At 39.2% G+C, this 23,077-nt stretch carries 24 protein-coding genes; 4 read left to right on the forward strand and 20 right to left on the reverse strand.

The genetic code is table 11. The features are described 5' to 3' along the window. The first annotated feature begins 11 nt into the window (after positions 1 to 11). The gene (gene lipB, locus QL995_RS05520; protein ID WP_010554695.1) at positions 12 to 665 is read left to right on the forward strand and encodes a lipoyl(octanoyl) transferase LipB; all 654 of its coding nucleotides are present in this window, start codon (positions 12 to 14) and stop codon (positions 663 to 665) included. After that, the gene (gene lipA, locus QL995_RS05525) at positions 662 to 1,627 is read left to right on the forward strand and encodes a lipoyl synthase (protein WP_002958515.1); all 966 of its coding nucleotides are present in this window, start codon (positions 662 to 664) and stop codon (positions 1,625 to 1,627) included. The genes lipB and lipA overlap by 4 nt, the downstream gene beginning before the upstream one ends. A gap of 79 nt (positions 1,628 to 1,706) precedes the next feature. Here the strand turns inward: lipA and QL995_RS05530 are convergent, their stop codons facing one another. Next, positions 1,707 to 2,993: a VCBS domain-containing protein gene (locus tag QL995_RS05530; RefSeq protein ID WP_165721386.1), complete on the reverse strand. Its 1,287-nt coding sequence runs from the start codon at positions 2,991 to 2,993 to the stop codon at positions 1,707 to 1,709. A gap of 256 nt (positions 2,994 to 3,249) precedes the next feature. Between QL995_RS05530 and QL995_RS05535 the strand changes: the two genes are divergently transcribed. Further along, on the forward strand, positions 3,250 to 3,489 hold the full coding sequence (locus QL995_RS05535; RefSeq protein WP_007585551.1) for an RNA-binding protein: 240 nt from the start codon (positions 3,250 to 3,252) through the stop codon (positions 3,487 to 3,489). Between the two features lie 105 nt (positions 3,490 to 3,594). Here the strand turns inward: QL995_RS05535 and QL995_RS05540 are convergent, their stop codons facing one another. Then, positions 3,595 to 3,744 (reverse strand): hypothetical protein, encoded by a 150-nt coding sequence (locus QL995_RS05540; RefSeq protein WP_007585545.1) that lies wholly within the window; start codon positions 3,742 to 3,744, stop codon positions 3,595 to 3,597. A gap of 142 nt (positions 3,745 to 3,886) precedes the next feature. Here QL995_RS05540 and QL995_RS05545 point away from each other — a divergent pair, with 142 nt between their 5' ends. Next, positions 3,887 to 5,506 (forward strand): M28 family metallopeptidase, encoded by a 1,620-nt coding sequence (locus tag QL995_RS05545; protein ID WP_165721385.1) that lies wholly within the window; start codon positions 3,887 to 3,889, stop codon positions 5,504 to 5,506. Between the two features lie 35 nt (positions 5,507 to 5,541). On the opposite strand, the gene QL995_RS05550 is transcribed toward QL995_RS05545, so the two are convergent. From QL995_RS05550 to pnp, 18 genes are all read right to left on the reverse strand, one after another. Continuing rightward, positions 5,542 to 6,489 (reverse strand): EAL-associated domain-containing protein, encoded by a 948-nt coding sequence (locus QL995_RS05550; RefSeq protein ID WP_165721384.1) that lies wholly within the window; start codon positions 6,487 to 6,489, stop codon positions 5,542 to 5,544. A 233-nt stretch (positions 6,490 to 6,722) separates the two neighbouring features. Next, positions 6,723 to 6,938 (reverse strand): EF-hand domain-containing protein, encoded by a 216-nt coding sequence (locus QL995_RS05555; RefSeq protein ID WP_002958509.1) that lies wholly within the window; start codon positions 6,936 to 6,938, stop codon positions 6,723 to 6,725. A 96-nt stretch (positions 6,939 to 7,034) separates the two neighbouring features. Continuing rightward, positions 7,035 to 7,241: a calmodulin gene (locus QL995_RS05560; RefSeq protein ID WP_290293593.1), complete on the reverse strand. Its 207-nt coding sequence runs from the start codon at positions 7,239 to 7,241 to the stop codon at positions 7,035 to 7,037. 169 nt (positions 7,242 to 7,410) lie between these two features. Beyond that, entirely contained in the window at positions 7,411 to 7,623 is a 213-nt protein-coding gene (locus tag QL995_RS05565) for a calmodulin (protein WP_290293595.1), read from the reverse strand. A 615-nt stretch (positions 7,624 to 8,238) separates the two neighbouring features. Continuing rightward, the gene (locus QL995_RS05570) at positions 8,239 to 8,454 is read right to left on the reverse strand and encodes a TIGR02450 family Trp-rich protein (RefSeq protein WP_007585532.1); all 216 of its coding nucleotides are present in this window, start codon (positions 8,452 to 8,454) and stop codon (positions 8,239 to 8,241) included. A 70-nt stretch (positions 8,455 to 8,524) separates the two neighbouring features. Continuing rightward, on the reverse strand, positions 8,525 to 8,878 hold the full coding sequence (locus tag QL995_RS05575; protein ID WP_024593887.1) for a cupredoxin domain-containing protein: 354 nt from the start codon (positions 8,876 to 8,878) through the stop codon (positions 8,525 to 8,527). Between the two features lie 20 nt (positions 8,879 to 8,898). Further along, positions 8,899 to 11,145, reverse strand: a complete 2,247-nt coding sequence (locus QL995_RS05580; protein ID WP_290293599.1) for a heavy metal translocating P-type ATPase — start codon at positions 11,143 to 11,145, stop codon at positions 8,899 to 8,901. Then, positions 11,135 to 11,578 carry a MerR family transcriptional regulator gene (locus QL995_RS05585; RefSeq protein ID WP_010554688.1) on the reverse strand — a complete coding sequence of 148 codons (444 nt, stop codon included), beginning with the start codon at positions 11,576 to 11,578 and terminating at the stop codon, positions 11,135 to 11,137. The genes QL995_RS05580 and QL995_RS05585 overlap by 11 nt, the downstream gene beginning before the upstream one ends. 510 nt (positions 11,579 to 12,088) lie before the next feature. After that, positions 12,089 to 12,586 (reverse strand): DUF2059 domain-containing protein, encoded by a 498-nt coding sequence (locus QL995_RS05590; RefSeq protein ID WP_010554687.1) that lies wholly within the window; start codon positions 12,584 to 12,586, stop codon positions 12,089 to 12,091. Positions 12,587 to 12,716: 130 nt separating this feature from the next. Continuing rightward, positions 12,717 to 13,049, reverse strand: a complete 333-nt coding sequence (locus QL995_RS05595; protein ID WP_007585525.1) for a Na+/H+ antiporter subunit G — start codon at positions 13,047 to 13,049, stop codon at positions 12,717 to 12,719. Between the two features lie 9 nt (positions 13,050 to 13,058). Continuing rightward, positions 13,059 to 13,328 carry a K+/H+ antiporter subunit F gene (locus QL995_RS05600; protein WP_007378493.1) on the reverse strand — a complete coding sequence of 90 codons (270 nt, stop codon included), beginning with the start codon at positions 13,326 to 13,328 and terminating at the stop codon, positions 13,059 to 13,061. After that, a complete protein-coding gene (locus tag QL995_RS05605) occupies positions 13,322 to 13,858 on the reverse strand; it encodes a Na+/H+ antiporter subunit E (RefSeq protein WP_007585523.1) in 537 nt (178 codons plus the stop codon). The genes QL995_RS05600 and QL995_RS05605 overlap by 7 nt, the downstream gene beginning before the upstream one ends. After that, the gene (locus QL995_RS05610) at positions 13,858 to 15,375 is read right to left on the reverse strand and encodes a monovalent cation/H+ antiporter subunit D (protein ID WP_007585521.1); all 1,518 of its coding nucleotides are present in this window, start codon (positions 15,373 to 15,375) and stop codon (positions 13,858 to 13,860) included. The genes QL995_RS05605 and QL995_RS05610 overlap by 1 nt, the downstream gene beginning before the upstream one ends. Then, on the reverse strand, positions 15,372 to 15,725 hold the full coding sequence (locus QL995_RS05615) for a Na+/H+ antiporter subunit C (RefSeq protein ID WP_010554685.1): 354 nt from the start codon (positions 15,723 to 15,725) through the stop codon (positions 15,372 to 15,374). The genes QL995_RS05610 and QL995_RS05615 overlap by 4 nt, the downstream gene beginning before the upstream one ends. After that, positions 15,725 to 18,517 (reverse strand): monovalent cation/H+ antiporter subunit A, encoded by a 2,793-nt coding sequence (locus tag QL995_RS05620; RefSeq protein ID WP_033027043.1) that lies wholly within the window; start codon positions 18,515 to 18,517, stop codon positions 15,725 to 15,727. The genes QL995_RS05615 and QL995_RS05620 overlap by 1 nt, the downstream gene beginning before the upstream one ends. A 215-nt stretch (positions 18,518 to 18,732) precedes the next feature. Next, positions 18,733 to 19,908 carry a hypothetical protein gene (locus tag QL995_RS05625; RefSeq protein WP_290293609.1) on the reverse strand — a complete coding sequence of 392 codons (1,176 nt, stop codon included), beginning with the start codon at positions 19,906 to 19,908 and terminating at the stop codon, positions 18,733 to 18,735. Continuing rightward, positions 19,895 to 20,773 carry a lipoprotein NlpI gene (gene nlpI / locus QL995_RS05630; protein WP_007585513.1) on the reverse strand — a complete coding sequence of 293 codons (879 nt, stop codon included), beginning with the start codon at positions 20,771 to 20,773 and terminating at the stop codon, positions 19,895 to 19,897. The genes QL995_RS05625 and nlpI overlap by 14 nt, the downstream gene beginning before the upstream one ends. A gap of 141 nt (positions 20,774 to 20,914) precedes the next feature. Beyond that, on the reverse strand, positions 20,915 to 23,041 hold the full coding sequence (gene pnp, locus QL995_RS05635; protein WP_007585511.1) for a polyribonucleotide nucleotidyltransferase: 2,127 nt from the start codon (positions 23,039 to 23,041) through the stop codon (positions 20,915 to 20,917). Between the last annotated feature and the right edge of the window lie 36 nt (positions 23,042 to 23,077).

Genomic DNA, 23,077 nt, shown 5'->3' on the forward strand with positions numbered 1-23,077 from the left:
TGGGATTTGTTGTGAACGAAAACACTTTGATCGTACGCCAACTGGGTCGTCAGCGTTATATGCCAATTTGGCAAAAAATGCAGGACTTTACCGACACCCGTGATGAAAATACGCCAGATGAAATTTGGCTTGTAGAGCACGAGAGTGTATTCACCCAAGGTCAGGCTGGTAAGGACGAACACTTACTGGCTCCTGGCGACATTGAGGTGATTAAAGTTGACCGTGGTGGACAAGTAACTTATCACGGCCCTGGCCAGCAAATGATGTATGTATTATTTAATCTACGTCGTTTAAAGATTGGTGTACGTGAACTGGTTACATGGCTTGAAGAGTGCATTATTGAATCACTCGCCGAGTATGGTATTGAAGCTTATGCTAAAGCTGATGCACCCGGTGTTTACGTTAACGACAGCAAAATTGCATCCCTTGGGTTAAGGGTTCGTCGTGGTTGCTCGTTTCATGGCTTAGCATTAAATGTTAACATGGACCTAAGTCCATTTTTACGCATTAACCCATGTGGTTATGCGGGCATGAATATGGTGCAAACTAAAGAATTAGATGGTCCTCAAAACCTAGAAAGTGCAGGTGAAGGATTGGTGAAACACATGATCAAGAAGCTTAATGCAACACAGGTTAAGCATACTGAAGGGTTTGAAAACGAATGAATAAACCAGTCAAAATGGAACCAGGTGTAAAACTACGCGACGCAGAAAAAATGGCGTTGATCCCAGTAAAAGTTTTACCTACAGAAAAAACTGAAATGTTGCGTAAGCCAGAATGGTTAAAAATTCGCTTACCTAAATCAACCGATCGCATTGACGGCATTAAAAAAGCGCTACGTAAGCATGGCTTACACTCGGTATGTGAAGAGGCTTCGTGCCCTAACCTATCTGAATGTTTTAACCACGGTACAGCTACCTTTATGATTTTAGGTGCTATTTGTACTCGTCGTTGCCCATTTTGTGATGTTGCCCATGGTCGCCCATTAAAACCTGATGCCACTGAACCTGAAAAGCTAGCACTTACTATTAAAGATATGAAGCTAAGCTACGTTGTAATCACTTCAGTTGATCGTGATGATTTACGTGATGGTGGTGCACAGCATTTTGCCGATTGTATTCGCGAGATTCGTAAACATAATCCAACTATCACTATCGAAATTTTAGTACCTGATTTTCGTGGTCGTATGGACCGCGCATTAGAGATATTAATCGAGACGCCACCAGATGTGTTTAACCACAATCTTGAAACTGCGCCACGTTTATACAAACTAGCTCGCCCAGGTGCTGACTACAAATGGTCATTAGAATTACTTCGTCGCTTTAAAGAAGCTCACCCAGAAGTTAAAACTAAATCAGGCTTAATGGTAGGTTTAGGTGAAGAAATTAGCGAAATTGAAGAAGTACTTCGCGATTTACGTGCACACAACGTTGACATGCTAACTGTAGGCCAATATCTACAACCTTCTAAGCATCACTTACCGGTTAAACGCTACGTGCCACCAGTAGAGTTTGACGGCTTAAAAGCGTATGCAGACGAAATTGGCTTTACTCACGCGGCTTCAGGTCCGTTTGTACGCTCAAGCTACCATGCTGATCAACAAGCAGCGGGCAAAGAAGTAAAATAACCACTTTTATCAAAGAATAAAAAAGCCGTTAATAATGCATAATTATTAACGGCTTTTTCATGCTAATTGGTAAAATAGCTTACTGCGCTAACTTACCTCTTGTGATAGAAAAATCAGCAAACCTAACACGTTCTTCATCAACTCGAAGGCTGTCGGTTTCAACAATTGAGCGGTATATTCCCCACTTAGGACGAGAAAAATCATCATCATTAAAGCCGCGCCACATATCTATGTTTTGCTCGCTTATATTAAATATCTCTGCGTTGTCGCTTAAGCGCGTTAATGTCATATCAAGCTTACCACTTTCACTAAATGTAGCTTGTACGAATACCTCGACCCATTCATCTGTAATTAAAGACCAGTCGGTTTCAATTAAGTTTTTATCAAGACCCGTGCTGTTACCGTTTTCGTCAAAGCCTGCGCTATATCGAACCTGTAGTTGATTGCCTGTACTGTTTTTTTGCGCACCCGAGAGCGTAATAATAGGCTGATCGTCATTACCATTGGTGTTGTCGTTACTTTCGTTACGGGCTTTTATTTGAAAAAAATGGCTAAACTTACTCGTAAGCTCAAGCTCGCTACTTACTTTAAATTTCCAGCTGTATTGAAATGTCTCACCCTCAAACGCCAGTGTTTCTTGTGGTGATTTATCGTAGGTTTTTATTTCGTTGCGTTGTCTGTCACTTGCACCTTTGTCTTTATCTTGGTCATCATCTCGGTGGGCTAAAAATACAAAATGGTTACCAATTATCGTATCGGTATCTTCGATAATATGGACAACACTTTCATGATTGCCAGCGTATAAGTCTGGAGATTCAATTGACCCTTCGCCGAATGCATTTTCAATAAGTGTGTACGCGTCAAGTCCCGAATCTACGCCATCTGATTGCAATAAAACGTGCGAGATGCTCTCAAAGCCATCAGCTTGAGTTATTGGTGCACCAACAATTGTTATGATAATTTGTGCGCCAGTACCATCTAAAGAGTTTACTGTTATTGTGTCTTGCAGTGTTTCATCTTCCCTTAAAGATGTTATTGAAGCATTTAAATCATCAAGTGTGTATGACCAATCTCCACCAGCATTTAAGCTAATAAAACCATAGCTTGTAGCGCTATTTTCTTGTGCTATAAAAGCAGCCTCACCGGATTGTTGATCCGTAATGGTTAATGAGCCTGTTATTGCATCATTACTATCACTAATAACTTCGCCTCGGCTATTACCACCAATTATTGCAGGTGTTTGTAAAGTAATCGCTTCATTATTTTGCACCGTAGAATCAGAGCCAGAGCTGCCACAACCAACAACTAAACAAGATAGAAGTGCGGGTGTAATTACATTACACAGTTTAAGATTATATTTAGGCATTGTTAGCTTTTTAGTTAATAGTAAGTTAATAAAACATAAACTTACCAATTAACTATGCAAATAACCACAACTCAATTACCAATTAACATGACCAATTTGATGGCAATCCATTTAAAATTATAAAAGCTATGTTTTTTCAGTGTGATACAAACAATTATTCCTATAGAACGTTTATTTATATATGTTTTAAAATAAAATTAGGTTAAAGCTGAGTTACTTGAGATAATTAGTACTGACATAATTATTTAGGTTCATTATGAAACTATTAGTTCGTAACTTGTCTCGTGCTACCACTGAGCATGAGCTTCGTACTTTATTTGCAGAGCACGGTAAAGTGACTACCTGCAACTTGGTACTTGATAAAGAAACTGGCCAATCTAAAGGCTTTGCCTTTTTAGAAATGCCAAACGACATAGAAAGTAAGAGCGCCATTAAAGCACTTAACCAATCTACTGTTGATAAAAGTAAGATCCGCGTAAAGCTTGCAGACGCATAAAGCTAACTGCAACTTATACTAAAAAACCAGCTAATGCTGGTTTTTTGCTTTTAGTGCCAAGTATTGTATTTAAGCTTTATATTTAGCTAAAAAACTAAGCGGTTATTAAGCCGCTTTTTTTATACTTATAGTGCCCAATATTATAAAAGAAGCAGACAGCACAAAAAATGTCTCCTGCTCAGCTAATATTGCAGCAGCAAAAAATGCAATGCCACTAGCTATAAATAAATACCCACTTTTTTTACATTGGCTCATTATGTGCTCCTTTAGGTTGTTCGTTATTTATACACATTATAAAATCAATCTGCAATTGAATGAAAAGTTCTCTATAAAAATTCGACATCGCTGCGGTGCTTCCTTTATATTGAAAGCCTAATTAAATAACAATATGAAGACTATGGCATCTACTCTTTTAAAAAGCGCTAGCCTAAGCCTGCTAGTTGCACTCTTTGGCTGCTCAGAGCCTGCAAGCCAACAAACCCCATTAGAAAATACAGCCGGTGTAAGCCTTAGCAATATTAAACAGCATATTAAAACGCTAGCCTCTGATGACTTTCAAGGCCGAGGCCCACTTACTCATGGCGAAGTGAAAACAGTAGGCTACTTAAGCGAGCAATATAAAGCGCTGGGTTTAACCGGTGCTTATAAAGGTAAATACTTACAGCCTGTAAAAATGGCAATGGTGACAGCTAATCAGGACATGCAGTTAAAGGTAGGTGATTTGAGCTTTGAATCAGGCAAAGACTTTACCGCACGTACCGAGCAACTTCAGCCATTAATTGATGTAAGAAGCTCTGACGTTGTATTTGCGGGCTACGGTATTAATGCGCCAGAATATAGCTGGAATGACTATAAAAATATTGATGTAACTGGTAAAACAGTGGTTGTGCTAGTTAACGATCCAGGCTTTGCTACTCAAAACGATGCCCTTTTTACTGGCAATGCAATGACCTACTACGGTCGCTGGACTTATAAATATGAAGAAGCCGCTCGCCAAGGTGCAAAGGCTGTATTTATTGTTCATGAAACAGCACCTGCGGCATACCCTTGGGGCGTAGTTGAAAGTTCAAACACCGGCACTAAATACACGTTAATGGATAACAATTTAAACGCGTCTAAATTACCGGTTATGGGCTGGCTAACACTTGATGCGACTGAGAAAATGTTTAACGCCGCAAAGCTTAACTATCAAGATTTAAAACAAGCAGCATTAAATAATGACTTTAAAGCGACGCCACTTAACTTAAAAGCAAACCTAGCCTTTAAAAACGAAGTATCTCATGCAAAATCGCATAACGTAGTTGCACAAATTACAGGTAGCGAATCACCTGACGAATACGTTGTTATTAGCGCTCACTGGGACCACTTTGGTACTAAACAAACGGATACTGGCCCTAAGATTTATAACGGCGCAGTAGATAACGCTTCAGGCACTGCAGCCACGCTTGAAATAGCACGCATCATGAGCAAAATGAACAAGCAAAAACCATTTAAACGCTCAATTATTTTTGCTAACTTTACAGCAGAAGAAACGGGGTTAATTGGCTCTGAAGAATTTGCATCGGGTGCGGTTGTACCTACAAAAAAAATGGTCGGTCTATTAAATATTGATGGCATGAACGTGCTTGATGGCACTGACTACATTTTACAATACGGTAAAGATTTATCGACAATGGAAAACTATTTAGCAAAGGCTGCAAAATCACAAGGCCGTGTTGTTAAAATGGATCCTCGTCCGCAAAATGGCTTATTTTTTAGATCTGATCATTTCTCACTTTCTAAGCAAGGCGTGCCTAGTTTATTATTTATGAGCCTGGGCGATACCGATCCTGAGTACATTGCGCATAAGTACCATAAAGAAGCAGACGACTACTCTGCTGATTGGTCGTTAGGTGGTGTTAAGCAAGATATAGATCTTATTGTTGATATAGCCACTCAACTTGCAAACAATGGCGATTGGCCAAAGTGGACGAGCGAGTCTGACTTTAAAGCCAAACGCGCGCAAGATAAACAATAAATAACTATTAATAGTTATGTAATATAAAAATCCTCCTACTTGGAGGATTTTTGTTTTAAACGAGCCCGCATTAATAGCGTTTCGGCCTTTGCTCCTAAATAAACATAAATAGCTAGTGCAATTAAAAGCCCCACTACTGCAAGCATCATCGCTATTGCAGGCATTAAATACTCCGATTGCCCCAACGCCGCTTTAAACATAGTTAACAACGCCTCAATTGATATAGCAATTAACACGGTAGATATAAACCGTGTAATAGTGCGCCGCGTAGATGAGTGCCTAAAAATATCCTTATGCATAAGGATTTCTTCTTCGAGTATTGTTTTACCTAAATCGAATACTGCTAATGCTAGGGTGATGTAAATAATGATACTAAAGGGTTCAAGTGGGTCTGATGAGGTATCTACATGGGTTAATAGCGCGTATATATCATTAAAAACGATATTCAGTAAAAATAATACTAAGCAAAATAAGCACGCAACAATAATACCGTAACCCGCTTTAAAGTAAGGCGACATATTAGCGCGCGCAGTATCACCCATTACAAACTCAATAAGCTGCGTTAAGCTCACATCAACGACCAAGTAATGTTGATTATTAATTGGTTTTTTTAGTTCTTTAATCGCCGATATACATAAATGGTTAGTCGCTATAGAAATGTAGGGATCAGTAAAGCACACCCTATCACTTGTTTTAGCGTTCAAAAAATAGGGGCGCTCGCTTAAATCTTGTTGATTACCACTTTCACCTAGTTTTTTTCTATATGCCCGTTTAAAGCAGACATTATTACCCTGCTGCAAACCTTCTGCATTTAAACAATATTGTAATTCTAAAAATGGGTACTGCTTAATCAGGTAGCGGGTATCACGCTCCTTAGTTAACCCATCCTCAATACTCATCAAAATAGATTTAAGTAAGCTGTGTATTACATGCTCATATTCGTGGTAGCGCTCAACACTACTGATATAACTCATTCGCGCCATTTTAAATACTCATTAACCTAAGTTATAAATAGATTTGCAAGTTTAAAACCAATAATAAAACAACTTAATAATCAGTAACTTAATTAAATTAAAACTCGAGTTTTGCACTATTTTGGTGACTAAACAGTAATATATTAAGTTAAATGCACAAAAAAGCAGCTAAGTATTAATTACTTAGCTGCTTTGTGAGTATGACTGGTAAGGCTTTACGACTAACTTAAATATAGAGCCTGTTACTGAACCTTCGAAAACTCTTCTTTAGATAATTCGCCATTTCCATCTGCATCTAATTGATCAAAAAGCTGTACTAGTTGCGAGTTTACTTGGGCTTCTGTTTTACTAATTACGCCGTCGCCATCAGTATCAAAAGAATCAAAATCTACCGCAGCAAACGCCGCTGAAGAAGAAGCAAGAGCTACAAGTGCTAGAGTTTTGTGTAATGTTTTCATAATCGTTTCCTTAGGCTTTGAGCCTGATTAGGGGGTGACCTGATTAGAGGTAAGAAGTCCTTTTCAAAGATCCTTTAGGAGTAAAGTGTTTATAAATTAATATTCAAAAAAATCATTTTCTGTCGGACCACCGCTACTTTGAACATTTAGCTCGTCAAATTGCTCTATCACTTGCACCGATTCTTCAACTTGACTAATTGAAGCGTTGTCGTATGCATCGAGTGTTTCAAAGTCTGTGTTTGCAAATACTACTGACGAAGAAACAATAGCCATAAGTACAAATGTTGATTGTAGCTTTTTCATAATTTAATCCTTCAAAAGTATGCGGTGTCCTAAATAAATTTGCTCTATAGTGCTCTCTAGTCACTTCCTGGTTATTCTTTTTAGTAGGCTCCCTTGCCTACTTAGGTTGTCTTTGGCAACTCAGAATTTAGATAACATTACAGAGCATTAACTGCTTAAGGCTTTAATTTTAGGCCTTAGAAAACTCATCTTTAGATAGCTCACCATCTTGGTTTGTATCGAGTTCTTCAAATTTGCTTAAAAGCTCAGCATCTACTGATGCTTCGGCTTGGCTGATTGCGCCATTACTATCTACGTCTAGCGTATCAAAATCTGTTGCTGCAAAAGCCGCTGATGAAGAAGCTAGCGCCATTAGTACTAGTGTTGATTGAAATGTTTTCATAATAGTATTCCTTCATTGGGTTGTTGCGATTAAGGCCTTTGGCTTTCATCACGTTTTGCTTAATACACTCTAGGTATTACAACTTCGGTGCCACTTTTTATTTGTTATTTAAAAACAATGAGTTAAACGATATAAAACGAGAGAAGCTTAATTTGGGGAGGTGTTATTGTTGCTATTTAGCAACAGTCATTTAACTAAAAACAATAAATCGATATAAATCAATTAGTTAAGCTTAATTAAAAAGACACACTTTTGTTAAAAAGCCAATAAGGGGGGCGTTTGGGTTAGTCTTCAAAATAAACTGAATATGAACATGGAAGTAACATAGGATTTATTCGCGACTATTAAATAATTAATTTATTCATAATCAGTAAGTTACATTTTTTTTGAGATTTATTATAAAAATTTTGGAAGGATATTTTGAAATTAACTGTTTTGTTGCCAAATGGCGAATTACTCAGAAAGAATGTGATATATGAGCTAAGTTATAGCATTGAGTTCATAACTTAATGCGCCGTAAAATATAGGTTCGCTTGAGTTAAGCAAACCTACATCGTGTGCCAGCTATCTGCAAATGTGCCGCTATTGGAGTGAGGTAAATTATGTAGATTTAAACTACTTCCACCCTTGTAGCCACTTTTGGTTATCTTTTAAATCTCGCCAACTAATTGGATATTGATTTTTTGACATAACAGCCTCGGTAATACATTCAATTACGTTGCCATCTTCATCAAATTCCACCTCAACAATAATGAAGTGTTTTTCTTTATTTATAGAAGGTGTTGCGGTCCATTTACTATTCAATAATTTTTTAGGGTTTAATTTATTCATTTAATGTAACCACTCCTACTCATAACTTATATAAGGCAACTATACGACCCCAACACCTACTTAGTTCAGACTACTGCGCAACTAGCTTGCCTTTGTACATTTGCATTTGGCAATGAAAGTCATACTCACCGGCTTCAAGCGCAGGTAGTTTAACTGTATTGCCATCACCCATTGCCAGCGTTTTACTTATATCAAGCTGTGGAAATACCACTGTTTCGGCGCACGGCGCGCCATCTTTTCTATCAAAGGTAAGTACAACCTCTTTGTTGGCTGCCACTTTAATGTGTCCTGGCTTATAAACACCGTTATCAACGACTATCGTTACTTTGTTGTCATCACTTTGTGTTTGCTCTGGTTTGTATAGCCAAAACCAATAAATAATTGCGGCTATTAACAGTGCACCACCTATATTAATCATCAACATAATGTACTCCTTAGCTTAAATTACGATTTATTTGGTTTGAAAAAACGTAAGCGATTAGCGTTACTTACCACTGTAAGCGATGAAAGTGCCATAGCTGCACCTGCAACAACAGGATTAAGTAGTATTCCAAAAAATGGATACAACACGCCGGCTGCAATCGGAATACCCGCCACGTTATAAATAAAGGCACCAAATAGGTTCTGTTTAATATTTAAAATAGTTGCACTACTCACTGCAATTGCATCAGCAAGGCCATGTAACGAACCACGCATTAAGGTAATGTCTGCACTTTCTATTGCAACATCGGTACCTGTGCCAATTGCAAACCCTACATCGGCTTGCGCAAGTGCGGGGGCATCGTTAATACCGTCACCTGTCATACCCACTATTTCACCGTTTGCTTGGCGCTTTGTTACTTCGTTTACTTTGTCATCAGGCATGACTTCTGCAATAAAGTCATCAATACCAACTTGCTTAGCAACGGCTTGTGCAGTGGCTTTGTTGTCACCTGTTAGCATAACTAGGTGGATACCTTTATCTTGCAGGCGTTTAATAGCTTCAACTGAATCCTCTTTAATAGGATCTGCTACTGCAATAATAGCTTGGAGCTTATTATTACTTGCAAAATACATGGGCGTTTTAGCATCACTGGCAAGTGTTTGAGCTTGCTCGGTTGCATCATCAACGGCTACATCGTATTTATCCATTAGCGCTTTATTACCAAACAACAATGTTTGCCCGTCAACACTGCCAGAGACACCTTTACCTGTAATTGCGTTAAAGTCAGCTACTTTACTTAAAGTTAACCCCTGCTTTTTAGCGTGTGCCGTAATTGCTTCTGCCAATGGATGCTCTGAGCTACTTTCAAGGCTTGCAACACGTTGCATTACTGTATTTTCATCACTGTTGTTAAACGTAACTACATCGGTAACTTGCGGTGTGCCTTGAGTAATAGTGCCTGTTTTATCTAAAATCATGGTGGTGATTTTAGATGTTGTTTGCAGCGACTCACCATTTCGAATTAATATTCCTGACTCTGCAGCTTTACCAATACCCACCATAACCGACATAGGGGTTGCGAGTCCTAGCGCACAAGGACAAGCAATAATAAGTACAGTGGTTATTGCAACAACGGCATAAGCAATTGATGGCTCAGGTCCAAAGTTTAACCATGCAAGGCCCGCAAGTACTGCAATAATCATGACTGTTGGTACAAATATTCCTGATATAACATCAGCTAAGCGCCCTATTGATGGCTTAGAGTTTTGTGCACGCTTTACCATATTGATAATATTGGCAAGTGTGGTTTCGCTACCAATGTGCGTGGCTTTAAATAATAAAGTGCCACTTTTATTAATACTTCCGGCAACGACTTTGTCGCCCGTTTTTTTGCGGACGGCCATTGGCTCACCAGTAAGCATTGACTCATCAACCGTACTGCTGCCTTCAATAACATCGCCATCCACAGGGATTTTTTCACCCGGGCGTACGCGTACTTCATTATTTTTTACAACATCACTAATGTCGATGTCTTGCTCTTGCCCATCGCGAATTACGCGTGCAGTTTTTGGTTGCAGGCCAATTAAGCGTTTAATTGCTTGTGAGGTGCGCCCACGTGCTTTTACTTCAAAAGCGAGCCCTAAACTAATTAAACCGATGATCATCGATGATGCTTCAAAATATACGTGTCTTGCAACTTCCGGTAATAAGTTTGGTGCTATTACCACAAACATTGAATACAACCACGCAGTACCTGTACCAAGCGCTATTAATGTATCCATATTGGCAGCATGGTTTTTGAATGCCTGCCATGCACCGTTGTAAAATTGTTTACCTGATATAGCCATAACCACAAGCGTGACTATACCCACTAAAAACCATGCTATTCGTTGTGTGTCGGTGGTCACACTCATGTCAAAAATAAGCCCGTATATCATTAACGGCGCACCGACCCCTAACGCTAATATCATATTACGCATTAGCTTTTTATAATGTGCCTCATCCGACTTTGCTTTTTCATCAAGTGCATCTTGATCAGACTCGTTACTCATTGGCTTAGCTGAATAACCAATGTTTTCGACTGCTTTAATAAGCGTGCTTTCGCAAGCTTTACCTTCTACACGTACTGTACGCTGTGCAAAGTTCATTTCCACGTTTTGCGCGCCTTGCACGCTATTAAGGGCTTTTTCAATTTTAGCCACACAACTGCCGCAATTAGCACCCTCAATAATAAAGTTTTGCGCGGTGTCTTTTGTATTAGTCGTCATTACGCTGCTCCTTATTTGCAGAATCGTTTATTGGATCAACAAATGATTCTATTAAACTACACACGTCACTGGCATTTGCACCATCGGCTGATGTATCCCATTGCGCCAGAGCTGCATGCATTCTGTTTCGTAATTTTAATGTTTCTTGAAATAGTGCTTCGGTTTCTTCTAGGCGTTTAGTAATGAGTTTACGCGTTAACGGACAAGGACAATTCCCCTGCTCTGACTCGCCTATAATGTGTTGAATATCTTTGAGTGAAAAACCAAGTTGACGAGAGCTAATAATAAACTTTAAACGCTGCTGGTCTTGCTTTGTATACTCTTGATAGCCATTTTCTTCACTGCGTATTGGGTTAAGTAACCCAACACGTGTGTAATGACGAACAGTATCGGCAGTCACGCCCATTAACTTGGCGAGTTGTTTAACATACATAATTTAGCTCCGTCGTGTTTCAGTAGCTTCATAATAAACCTAGGTGCAACACATAGGTCAATGACTATTTTAAAACTAATAAAATAATACCAATTCGCTTAATTAAGTAACCTATTTAAGACAAGAAAATCGTGTTGATAACAAGGCAAAGGTTTCGTTATTTAGTTCTTATCACTAATTGCCTCTGCATCCATTCAGTCGTATATCAAAAATGTTTAACGCAGTTAACGCCGAATTTAATCCCTCAAATTGATTAAGTATTGTTGCTCATTGGTATAGTGACACAAACATAATTAACTTAAGCTGATATCGGGCGTGTATTATCTGGAGGGGATGTAATTCAGGAGAGAAGCGCCTAAGTAAGGCGCGTATTAATCTAAGGGCGTGTTGATCATTGGTGGTTTAATTTACAGCAGACTGTTTGGTCTTTAGGCAAGACAGAGCCTATGTAGTGTGGTTATTCCCCATAAATAGGCGATAACGCAGCATAAATACCAAACATGCGCTGCCCTAGTTTGATTCGCTACGGCTTTGCTCTAATTCGTCGCTTAGTTGCTGCGCTAAAGTTTGTATTTTAGGCATAGCATCTTTCATTAAGCTTTGTGACATTTGCATAGACTCTTGCATTACAACAGGCATTTTTTCAAGTATTTTTTGCCCTGTATCTGTTTTATAAAACGCTAACATATCGGCAATTTCTTGCTCACTAAAATGTTTGTCGTACACGCTAATCATCATCGGCTGCATTTTGGCCCAGCTCATTTCGGTTTTTAATACCGTCGTCATGTCGCTGTAGTATTTATCAAAAATTGCCTGTTCAGAAGGCTTAACGCCCATTTGGTCTGACATGCCTTTCATCATACCTTCAACCTGGCCGTACATAGAGTCAACCATTGAATCTAAATTCATTACACTAATAAGTTCATCTATTTTTTGCTGCTTAGTATTTTGTTCAGCATACAAACTACTAGAAAAAATCAGTAATGATAAAAGTAGTACCTTACCCATAATAATATCCTTTCATATAAATAATCGTTTTATAGTTACATTATTAATTAGTCTTGTAAAGGGTACAAGCAGTCACTAAAAAGGCCGAATAAAATGAATTTATTCGGCCTTTTATAAATATATTTTTATGTTAATCGTCTTCTACATTATCTAGGCCTTTAGTGCCTTCTTTGGCTTTTAGCTTATGATGAATAGCTGACTTTATTAGCATGTAACCACTAATCGGTGCCGTAATTAGTAAAAATATAGTAATGAGTATTTCTTTAACACTTAGGCCATGTCCTGAATTTGCAAAATAAACCATAGCTGCAATTAGCATACTTGCCATGCCCAACGTTGTTGCTTTAGTTGGCCCATGCAAACGCATAAAAAAGTCAGGTAGTTTAACTAAGCCTATTGAGCCAATTAAAATAAACGTACCACCAAATAACAATAATATTGATACAACCCATTCGCTGATCATGTTTTCACCTTATTCAATTATATCGCCACGTAGTAAATACTTACACACTGCAACTGTACTTATGAAACCTAGCATGGCAATAAGCAGTGCAGCTTCAAAATAAAGCCCTGTATCCATACTAATGCTATATAAAATAATCAGTGCAATGACGTTAATGTACATTGTATCGAGCGCTAAAACACGATCAGGCACTGATGGACCAATGATCAATCGCCATAAATTAAGCAATAATGATAAGCCAATCATCGAAAAAACAATGAGTAATACGGTGTCTAACATTGAAATATCTCCTTTAGTGGAGCTTCGTAGCGTTGTTTTATTTGTTTGATAAGTGCTTCTTCATCTTTAAGGTCAAGCACATGTATTAATAAGTAGCGTTGTGTTGGCTCTTCACCCTCAGGTAACGATTCAGCAATTGGGTAAACCTCTGCACTCACTGTACCGGGTGTAAGCGATACACTACTGGCCAATATGGTAATTGGCATATCATGAGTTAAATCTATCGGTACTTTTATAAATGCCGGACGCAAATTTTTAGATGGCCCAAGTATAAGTAAAGCCACTTGTAAATTTGCTACGACAATATCGTACAGCACAATAAGCAACTGCTTAAGAGCCAAGCCCGGCTTTAAAATTAGTGGCTGAGGCTCGCGAAGCGAAAAACTTAATATCGGGATAAGTATTGCAAAAATAGTCGCTAATACTAAGTGCCCTACCGACACGCTATTATTTAACAATAGCCAAACCATAAACAAAAATAAGCTACGAAATGGCGTTGGTAACCAACGAAAACGGGCTTGTAATCTCATCACATGCCTCCTTTAAGTACAGCATTAATACCGCCGCTTATATCATGTAACTGAGTAGCAGCACCTAGCATGTATTCACTTATTGGTCCGCCAAAAATAACGAGCAATGGCGAACACGCAAGTAAACCTATAATTACAATTACCTGCAACGGGTGTGCATTTGCACAATCTGCATTTTCGCTATTTTTACTTTTATGCTCCCAAAACAAGGTCGTGCCAGCACGCGAAAGCGCTACCAACAACGCGAAGCTTGTTACTAAATATACAGGCCAAAATAGTAAAGCTTGCTCACTATTTAATGTGGCTTTAAGTATCCAAATTTTACCTACAAAGCCTGATAGTGGCGGCATACCAACTACAGTTAAAGCCGCAACAATAAAGCACACACCTAATAAAAATGGTTGTTTAACAGAGCGACCCGCTACTAGCCTATCACCAACTTTACCGCGCTGCGTAGAAACAAGGTCTGCTAGTAAAAACAGTGCGGCACTAACAACTGTTGAATGCACTAAATAATATAAAAGTGCAGCAGTGGCATTTACATTTTGCAATGCAATTAGCGCAACCAACGTACCTACCGATACTAATACTAAGTTAGAGGTGAGTTTACGTAAGTCTTGCGCTGCCATAACGCCAATGGCACCCACTATAATGGTGGCAATTGCTAAGCCCCAAAGCCAAGGCTGCGCCATATGTTCAAGCGCTCCTGCTTGTTCGCCAAATATCACCGTGTAAACACGAAGCATGGCGTAAACGCCTACTTTGGTCATAATCGCAAACAATGCTGCAACTACAGGTTTAGCGCTTGAATACGTATTTGGAAGCCATAAATGCAGAGGTAATAGTGCGGCCTTTAAAGCAAATACAATGAGTAGTAATAAACCACCTGCTTTTGCTAGGTATACATCATCGCCCGAAAGCTGTGATACTTTTTGCGCCATATCTGCAATATTAAGCGTACCAAGTACACCGTACAAAATACCCAAACCGATTAAAAACACGCTTGAGCCAACTAAATTTAATATTACATATTGCAGTGCCGCACGAGTGTTTTGTTTATCACCTGCGTGCATTAACAGTGCATATGATGCAATCAGTAACACTTCAAAAAAAACAAATAGGTTAAATAAATCGCCAGTTAAAAACGCGCCATTTACACCCAATATTAAAAAGTGGACAAGTGGATGATAAAAGCTGCCCTTTTCATCATCGCCAGCACTACCATATAAAATAGCGCCCAAACCTAAAAGTGAAGTTAACGTAACCAATAAGGTAGATAGCATGTCAGCGACTAAGACTATCCCAAATGGTGCAGACCAACTACCAATAGCGTAAACATTAATACCTGTATTATTAATATGTACAAGTAAAAGCACACTAATGGCAAAAGTAGCTATTGCCATTACAATTGAAACTAAGCGGCGAATTTTGACGCTTTTACCACATGGCGGCAGCAATAAAATAACTGCCGTCAACATAGGTAATAAAATAGGTAGCGAAGCTAAATGTTGGATCATTTTTGCTCCTTATTATCTGCAGAGGTGTTAGGCACATAACCATCAACATGGTCACTACCTAAATCGGCGCGCCCACGTATTGCCAAAATAACCACAAATGCGGTCATCGCAAAACCAATCACTATTGCAGTTAGTACTAATGCTTGAGGTAGAGGATCGGCGTATTCTGTGCCAGTACCAAGTACTACCGCTTTATTAATAGTAAGGCGACCTGCTGAAAACAAAAATAAGTTAACAGCGTATGAAATCATAGTAAGCCCAAGTACTACAGGGAACGTACGAGCTCTTAGCAGTAAAAACACACCGCAACTGACCAATACTCCAACGCAAGATGCGTACAATAATTCCATTAAATATTTACCTCTTTTTTCTGGGTATCTGCTGTCATATTACCTAAGCTTGCTAAAATCATTAACGTAGCGCCTACAACAGTTAAGTAAACACCTAGGTCAAATGCAATCGCGCTGGCAAGCTCTGTTTTACCGACAAACGGAATATCAAAGTAGTCAAACCAAGTTGTTAAAAATGGCTTATCGAAGAACCAACTACCCACACCTGTAAACAAAGAAATACCAATGCCTGAAGCTATAATTTTGCGATAATTAACATCAAAGCGTTCGTTTATCCATGCTGTACCATGCGCCATGTATTGCAAAATAAACGCGATTGATGTTACTAACCCAGCAATAAAGCCACCACCAGGTAAGTTATGCCCGCGTAAGAAAATATATGCAGAAACCAATAACGCAAGCGGTAATAAACTTTGTGAAATACTCGCCAGTAATATTGGATGGCGCTCTCGTGCCCATGGGCGCCCTTCGCTGTCGCTCGCTGGCATAAATAATGGGATTCGAGAAAGTACTTTAAATATACCTAATGCGGCAATGCCTAATACGGTAATTTCACCAAGCGTATCAAAGCCCCTAAAGTCGACTAGAATAACGTTAACTACGTTAGTACCACCGCCACCAATTTTAGCGTTAGCAATAAAGAAGTCTGAGATTGAATCTAATGGACGTGTAAGTAATGCATAACAAATACTCGCTATCACTACACCTAACGTAGAGGCTATTGCTAAGTCTCGAAGTACGCGTAATGAACTTGATTCTTTTGGCGTATGCTGAGGCAAGAAAAACAATGCCAGCATAAGTAAAATAATAGTAACAACCTCAACAGTTAGCTGCGTAAGCGCTAAATCTGGAGCAGAAAAGCGTGTAAATACAACCGACACCATTAATCCTACAATTGAGAGCATTAATAGCGATACCATTCGAGAGCGATGCCAAATAACGGTAGCAAGAGCACCAATAATCAATAAGCCTGCACCAATTGCATTGTGCACATCAACAGGCGTAAGTGGCATGCTACCGGCAAGTTGTTGCATTTCAAATAATGGCCAACCCGCACACAGTAATACTACTGCTAGCATAATTACAAGGTAGCGCTGTAGTGATCCATTTTCTGTACTGCTTACCTTTGACTGACACCAAGCAATAACGCTTAATATCACACGTTCAAACGTTTTTTTAGCGTTTAGAGGTGGTAACGATGCTTGAAATTGAAATAGATATTTACGATTAATATAAATAAATAAGCCGCCAGCAATCGCCATCGCACTCATTAGTAGAGGCAAGTTAAACCCATGCCAGATAGCCAATTCGTACACCGGCATTTCTTTTCCAAGTACAGCTAAAGACGCCGCAGATAAAATGCCATCAATTGTAAAGTGCGGGAACATACCCACTAACAAACAAATCACAACGAGTATTTCTATTGGTACACGCATATAGCGCGGTGGCTCATGCGGCGTACGAGGTAAATCAATTGGTTCACCATTAAAAAACACGTCATGAATAAAGCGTGCTGAGTACGCAACAGCTAATGCACCTGCAACAGTTGCCAGTACTGGAATTAACCACGACATAGAACCAAGCACTTGCTGGTGTAGCGTTTCTGCAAAAAACATTTCTTTAGACAAGAAGCCATTTAGTAAAGGAACTCCTGCCATTGCAGCCGCCGCGACCATCGCAAGCGTTGCAGTGTATGGTAAGTATCGCCACATACCATTTAATTTACGCATATCGCGCGTGCCCGTTTCGTGATCAATAATACCAACGGCCATAAATAACGACGCTTTAAACGTTGCATGGTTAATTATGTGAAAAATAGCAGCAACAGTCGCAAGCTCAGTATCAAGTCCGAGTAATAGCGTTATTAAACCCAAATGGCTTATTGTTGAATAGGCTAACAAGCCTTTTAAGTCGTGTTTGAATAGTGCTATATAAGCGCCAAACAACAGCGTAGCTAAACCCGTTAACCCAACGAGCAAGAACCAAGTATCGGTGCCTGCCAAAGCAGGATGAAAACGTGCTAACAAAAATATACCGGCTTTTACCATCGTCGCAGAATGTAAATACGCGCTTACTGGCGTAGGCGCTGCCATTGCATGAGGAAGCCAAAAGTGAAATGGAAATTGTGCCGATTTAGTAAACGCACCCAGTAGCACCAATACCAATGCTACTTCGTATAAATCATGAGATTGAATTATTGCTTTACTCGCTAGAATAACATCTAGGTCGTAACTACCAACAATATCACCTAATAGCATCAATCCAGCAAGTAACGCTAAGCCGCCCGCGCCTGTTACAGCAAGCGCCATACGTGCGCCTTTTCGCGCTTCTGATTTATGCCACCAAAAACTAATTAATAAAAATGAGCTGATGCTCGTTAATTCCCAAAACAACCACAGTTGAATGACGTTGTTAGACATAACAATACCAAGCATTGCAGTCATAAATAGCATTAAGTAACTATATAGCTTAGCCATTGAGTCATTAGCGCTTAGGTAGTAACGGGTGTAGAGGATAACGAGCAAGCCTATGCCTAAAATCATAAACATAAACAATAAACTGAGGCCGTCTAACCGCAGAGACAAATCGAGTCCTATTGACGGGATCCAAGCTAAAGAATAACGAATGGTTTCGCCCGCTAAAACGGCAGGTGCATGGTATAGAGTAATCCCCAAAGCCGTCAAAGGCGCAAGAGCCGTTAAACTAGTGCTTAAATTGCGGGATAACTTACCTGTGCATGCAGAAATAACACTGCCAATTAAGGATAACAAGGGTATCCAGAGCAAAGTCATAATGTAGAGCCTTTTATTATCATAAGTTTATCAGGGCATCTCTTTTTAATACTAAGTGATGCTTTTACTGCCTGTTTTTAAACGACATTAATGACTATAGTTATACTGAAAAACACTGATTTTGTCTATAAAAAGCGGTTCTGTATGGGTGTTTTTTAAACAAGAACTAACAATTTATTAAGCCTAAAAAAACAATTAATTAATACTGATAATTGTTAATTTAATATGGCCTTATTTGCAAATGTAAGCACGCCAGGGTGACGATGAAAGTTACCATTGGTCATATCTAAATGTTTCAACCAAAGTTGTCTATACTGCGCTGAGAGCCCTAACTGCTGATATTGCATAATAGACCAATTTTCACTAGGTTTATAAGCAATACCCCCTACCTGGCAACTCTTTGCTTTATGCCAACCTGTTGGCGGCGACTCACCATGAGAAATAAATAAATTAGGTGCAACAAAACCCGTTTTTGCACACAACCATGCTTGCTTAGTTTTAGGCAAAGCGTATTCATCTTCAAAACCGTTAAAATGCATCAGCTCATGCAAAAATATACTGTATTTTGCTTTTGAGTTTATTAGCATTGTTCCCTTCGTGACATTAGCCGTTCCATCTTTAGGCATCATCACTATAAAATCAAAATTGTTAGGAAGCTGGCTATTAAGTTTAGATGATTGCCAGTCACACTTTGCTATTTGACTAGTACTACTTTTACACTCAAGCATACCCGCAACGTAAACGGGTTTTGAAAAGCAAAAAATATTTTCACGGGGCTCTGGTTGTTTATTATAAGCATTAATAAACTCTGTAAGTTTATATAAGCCACTGCGATGATTGCTCATAGTCAGCACGTTAAACATACATTGCTTATTAGGTTTGCTTATATTTCTTAAAGATGAAAAACCGAGATCGTGGATAAACGCGGTAGATATTTTACTCTGTGGTATTTTTAACTGAAGTTTTAGATGATTTAGTACATCTCCTGCTGGTAATTTGTTTTTACTAGCGAGTAACTCTAAATCGCTCCAACGTGATTGCTCAAGTAACTTTGTTGCTAATATTTTACGCTCTGGGATTGTTAAGTCATTTATAGCAAAGAGCCAAAATTGTTTTGCAGTATCACTCTGACTGCTTTTAATAAGCTTAAGAGAATACATATATTGTGCTGAGGAAATTTTACTGCGAGCAAGTATAGCTAAAGAGGTCTTTGGTAACTGCTCTAGGTGATCAGAAAAATAAGCTGGTGAATTCCAATAACTTTGTAGAACATTGGCTTTTGTATTTAAAACATGCCAAAAGCCAATAGCGCCAAGGTGATTACTCGAGCCTGTAATTAACAAACAACATAGTAATACACCTATTAATTTAAAACGCTTAACTTGCGTCAACACCTTCCATCAACTCAAGTTCTAAACGCGCATATTTGTACTCAATAAACTCATGTACATTGGTTGCTAGCGCAAGCCTAAAATAGTCTGATGCTAAATAAAGCTCACCCGCTGCTTGATGCATTTTAGCTAGGTAAAAATAAGCTTCACATAAACGCTGCGCATATTCTTGCTCAGTTCTTACACCATCACTAATGCCTGATAAAAATGCATGTTCACTCATATCGCCCGTATAAAGAGAAATTAACTGATACGCCCATTGCGATTCATCAAGCGCAGTCGCATTTTGTTTAAGTGCGTCAAGTGCGATTACTTTATCCTCTTGTGCCTGGGCTAAATAAACCCATAAAACACGGTACGGATCGTTAGGAGAACGAGCTAAAAACTCGTTAAAGTCATTTTTAGCAAGGCCAGCTCTATCGCCGTAATACAGTGCAATTCCTCGATTTAAATAGGCGTATTCATGCTCTTCATCAAGTTCTAGAGCTGAATCAAAAAACTCATAGGCTTTTTCGTACTGCTGCATAAGCGTATGTTGAATACCTAAAAAATTATATACTTCAGCTAAATCAGGCTTAAGTTTTACTGCGCGGTTAAAATCAATACGCGAAAGAGTGGTCATACCTAGACTATCGAAAAGTACACCACGGTCGTAATAAAGCTTAGCTTGTTGCTCTTCGCTTAAGTCAGCCCTATTCAATAACTCTGAGTAGCGTGCAATAGCAATTTCACTTCTAAAGTCAGAGGCTAAAGGTGCAGTAAATGGCACATTAACAATCGGGGTTGGTTCTGAATCTGTTGTAGTTTGGCAAGCGCTTAAAGACAAAATAGCAAAAGATGCCAAAGCTAAATGTTTGAGTATCATTAAAATCCTTAATACCAAGATATATCGCGATTAATATAAGACAGACCTTGTCCAATAAGGTTTCATTAAAGCATAAAAAAAGGGGCTAAACAGCCCCTTTTTTATCATCTAGCTAATATAACTAGATTAATAAGTTAACAATTACGCGTCAGTTGGCGCGTCAGCTGCAGGTGCTGCTGATTCCATTGCTTCTTTAATACTTAGACGTACACGGCCTTGGCGATCTACTTCTAGTACTTTAACTTTAACTTCTTGACCTTCAGAAAGGTGATCAGCCACGTTATTAACGCGCTCAGTACTAATTTGAGAAATATGTACTAGACCATCTTTACCAGGAAGAATGTTTACAAACGCACCGAAATCAACAATACGTACAACTTTACCTTCGTAGATAGTACCTACTTCAAGTTCAGCTGTTAATTGCTCAATACGGCTAATTGCATTAGCTGCACTTTCGCCATCAGTAGCGGCAATTTTAATTGTACCGTCGTCACCGATTTCAATCGTTGTACCAGTTTCTTCAGTAAGCTGACGAATAGTTGCGCCACCTTTACCGATAACTTCAGCGATTTTCTTCTGTGGGATTTTCATTGTGTATATGCGAGGAGCAAACATTGATAGCTCTTCAGAAGGAGCTGAAATTGCTTCGTCCATCACTTCTAAGATATGTAAACGTGCAGCTTTTGCTTGTTTAAGCGCAATTTGCATGATTTCTTGAGTGATACCTTCGATTTTGATATCCATTTGAAGTGCAGTGATACCTGCAGCTGTACCAGCAACTTTAAAGTCCATGTCACCTAAGTGATCTTCATCACCTAAGATGTCAGAAAGAACAACGAATTTATCGTCTTCTTTAACTAGACCCATCGCAATACCGGCAACAGAAGCTTTAATTGGTACACCGGCATTCATAAGTGCAAGTGAAGTACCACATACAGAAGCCATTGAAGATGAACCGTTTGATTCAGTGATTTCAGATACTACACGGATTGAATATGGGAATTCAGTCAATGTTGGCATTACAGCTGCAATACCACGTTTAGCAAGGTTACCATGGCCGATTTCACGACGCTTAGGAGAACCAACAAAACCAGTTTCACCTACACAGAATGGAGGGAAGTTGTAGTTAAGCATAAAGTGGTTTTTATGAGTACCAGTTAAATCGTCGATTAACTGTGAATCACGTTCTGTACCAAGTGTAGCTGTTACTAACGCTTGAGTTTCGCCACGAGTAAAGATAGCAGAACCGTGAGTACGCGGTAATACGCCAGTCATTACATCTAGTGCACGAATCATATCTGGTTCACGACCATCGATACGTTTTTCGCCAGAAGCGATACGGCCACGAACGATTTTCTTCTCAAGTGAACCGAAGATTTTACCAATTTCTTGCTTATCTAAAGACTCGCCTTCAGCAAGTTCAGCTGTTAACACTGCAACAACTTCATCTTTAGCTACGCCAAGTGCTTCTTTACGCGCTACTTTATCAGTGATTAAGTAAGCTGCGCCTACTTTATCAGCAGCAATTGCTGCAACTTTATCTTCTAGTGCAACGTTCTTAGCTGGTGCAGTCCAATCCCAAGTAGGCTTGCCTGCTTCTGCTTTAAATTCTTCGATTGCAGTGATGATCGCTTGAGATTGCTCATGACCATATACAACAGCGCCAAGCATTACGTCTTCTGCAAGTACGTTAGCTTCTGATTCAACCATAAGTACCGCTTTATCAGTACCGGCTACCACTAAATCAAGTTGGCTTTCTTCAAGCTCTTTTAATGTAGGGTTAAGTACATATTCGCCGTTGATGTAACCAACGCGAGATGCACCAATTGGACCACTGAACGGGATACCAGAGATAGCAAGTGCTGCTGAAGTACCAATCATCGCAACCATATCAGGTTGGATTTCAGGGTTAACAGAAACAACAGTAGCAATAACTTGTACTTCGTTTACAAAACCGCTTGGGAAAAGTGGACGAATTGGACGGTCAATAAGACGTGCAATAAGTGTTTCGCCATCGTTAGGACGACCTTCACGCTTTAAGAAACCACCTGGGATACGACCAGCAGCGTACATACGCTCTTGGTAGTTAACTGTTAGTGGGAAAAAGTCTTGGCCAGGTTGTGCTTCACGCTTACCAACAACAGTTACTAAAACTGAAGTGTCGCCAATGCTTGCAAGTACAGCGCCGTCTGCTTGACGAGCGATTGCACCAGTTTCTAGAGTCACTGTATGTTGACCTAGTTTGAATTCTTTAATAATTGCTTGCACTTAAAATATTCCTTAAATGTATTCTAATAAGTTGTC

It is taken from the genome of Pseudoalteromonas sp. APC 3358, assembly GCF_030408075.1.
Taxonomy (GTDB): Bacteria; Pseudomonadota; Gammaproteobacteria; order Enterobacterales; family Alteromonadaceae; genus Pseudoalteromonas; species Pseudoalteromonas arctica.

What these genes read in the sequence shown, in the direction of transcription:
- lipA (WP_002958515.1), top strand. Translation starts at nt 662, where the DNA reads ATGAATAAACCAGTCAAAATGGAACCAGGTGTAAAACTACGCGACGCA.
- QL995_RS05530 (WP_165721386.1), bottom strand. Translation starts at nt 2,993, where the DNA reads ATGCCTAAATATAATCTTAAACTGTGTAATGTAATTACACCCGCACTT.
- QL995_RS05535 (WP_007585551.1), top strand. Translation starts at nt 3,250, where the DNA reads ATGAAACTATTAGTTCGTAACTTGTCTCGTGCTACCACTGAGCATGAG.
- QL995_RS05540 (WP_007585545.1), bottom strand. Translation starts at nt 3,744, where the DNA reads ATGAGCCAATGTAAAAAAAGTGGGTATTTATTTATAGCTAGTGGCATT.
- QL995_RS05545 (WP_165721385.1), top strand. Translation starts at nt 3,887, where the DNA reads ATGGCATCTACTCTTTTAAAAAGCGCTAGCCTAAGCCTGCTAGTTGCA.
- QL995_RS05550 (WP_165721384.1), bottom strand. Translation starts at nt 6,489, where the DNA reads ATGGCGCGAATGAGTTATATCAGTAGTGTTGAGCGCTACCACGAATAT.
- QL995_RS05555 (WP_002958509.1), bottom strand. Translation starts at nt 6,938, where the DNA reads ATGAAAACATTACACAAAACTCTAGCACTTGTAGCTCTTGCTTCTTCT.
- QL995_RS05560 (WP_290293593.1), bottom strand. Translation starts at nt 7,241, where the DNA reads ATGAAAAAGCTACAATCAACATTTGTACTTATGGCTATTGTTTCTTCG.
- QL995_RS05565 (WP_290293595.1), bottom strand. Translation starts at nt 7,623, where the DNA reads ATGAAAACATTTCAATCAACACTAGTACTAATGGCGCTAGCTTCTTCA.
- QL995_RS05570 (WP_007585532.1), bottom strand. Translation starts at nt 8,454, where the DNA reads ATGAATAAATTAAACCCTAAAAAATTATTGAATAGTAAATGGACCGCA.
- QL995_RS05575 (WP_024593887.1), bottom strand. Translation starts at nt 8,878, where the DNA reads ATGTTGATGATTAATATAGGTGGTGCACTGTTAATAGCCGCAATTATT.
- QL995_RS05580 (WP_290293599.1), bottom strand. Translation starts at nt 11,145, where the DNA reads ATGACGACTAATACAAAAGACACCGCGCAAAACTTTATTATTGAGGGT.
- QL995_RS05585 (WP_010554688.1), bottom strand. Translation starts at nt 11,578, where the DNA reads ATGTATGTTAAACAACTCGCCAAGTTAATGGGCGTGACTGCCGATACT.
- QL995_RS05590 (WP_010554687.1), bottom strand. Translation starts at nt 12,586, where the DNA reads ATGGGTAAGGTACTACTTTTATCATTACTGATTTTTTCTAGTAGTTTG.
- QL995_RS05595 (WP_007585525.1), bottom strand. Translation starts at nt 13,049, where the DNA reads ATGATCAGCGAATGGGTTGTATCAATATTATTGTTATTTGGTGGTACG.
- QL995_RS05600 (WP_007378493.1), bottom strand. Translation starts at nt 13,328, where the DNA reads ATGTTAGACACCGTATTACTCATTGTTTTTTCGATGATTGGCTTATCA.
- QL995_RS05605 (WP_007585523.1), bottom strand. Translation starts at nt 13,858, where the DNA reads ATGAGATTACAAGCCCGTTTTCGTTGGTTACCAACGCCATTTCGTAGC.
- QL995_RS05610 (WP_007585521.1), bottom strand. Translation starts at nt 15,375, where the DNA reads ATGATCCAACATTTAGCTTCGCTACCTATTTTATTACCTATGTTGACG.
- QL995_RS05615 (WP_010554685.1), bottom strand. Translation starts at nt 15,725, where the DNA reads ATGGAATTATTGTACGCATCTTGCGTTGGAGTATTGGTCAGTTGCGGT.
- QL995_RS05620 (WP_033027043.1), bottom strand. Translation starts at nt 18,517, where the DNA reads ATGACTTTGCTCTGGATACCCTTGTTATCCTTAATTGGCAGTGTTATT.
- nlpI (WP_007585513.1), bottom strand. Translation starts at nt 20,773, where the DNA reads ATGATACTCAAACATTTAGCTTTGGCATCTTTTGCTATTTTGTCTTTA.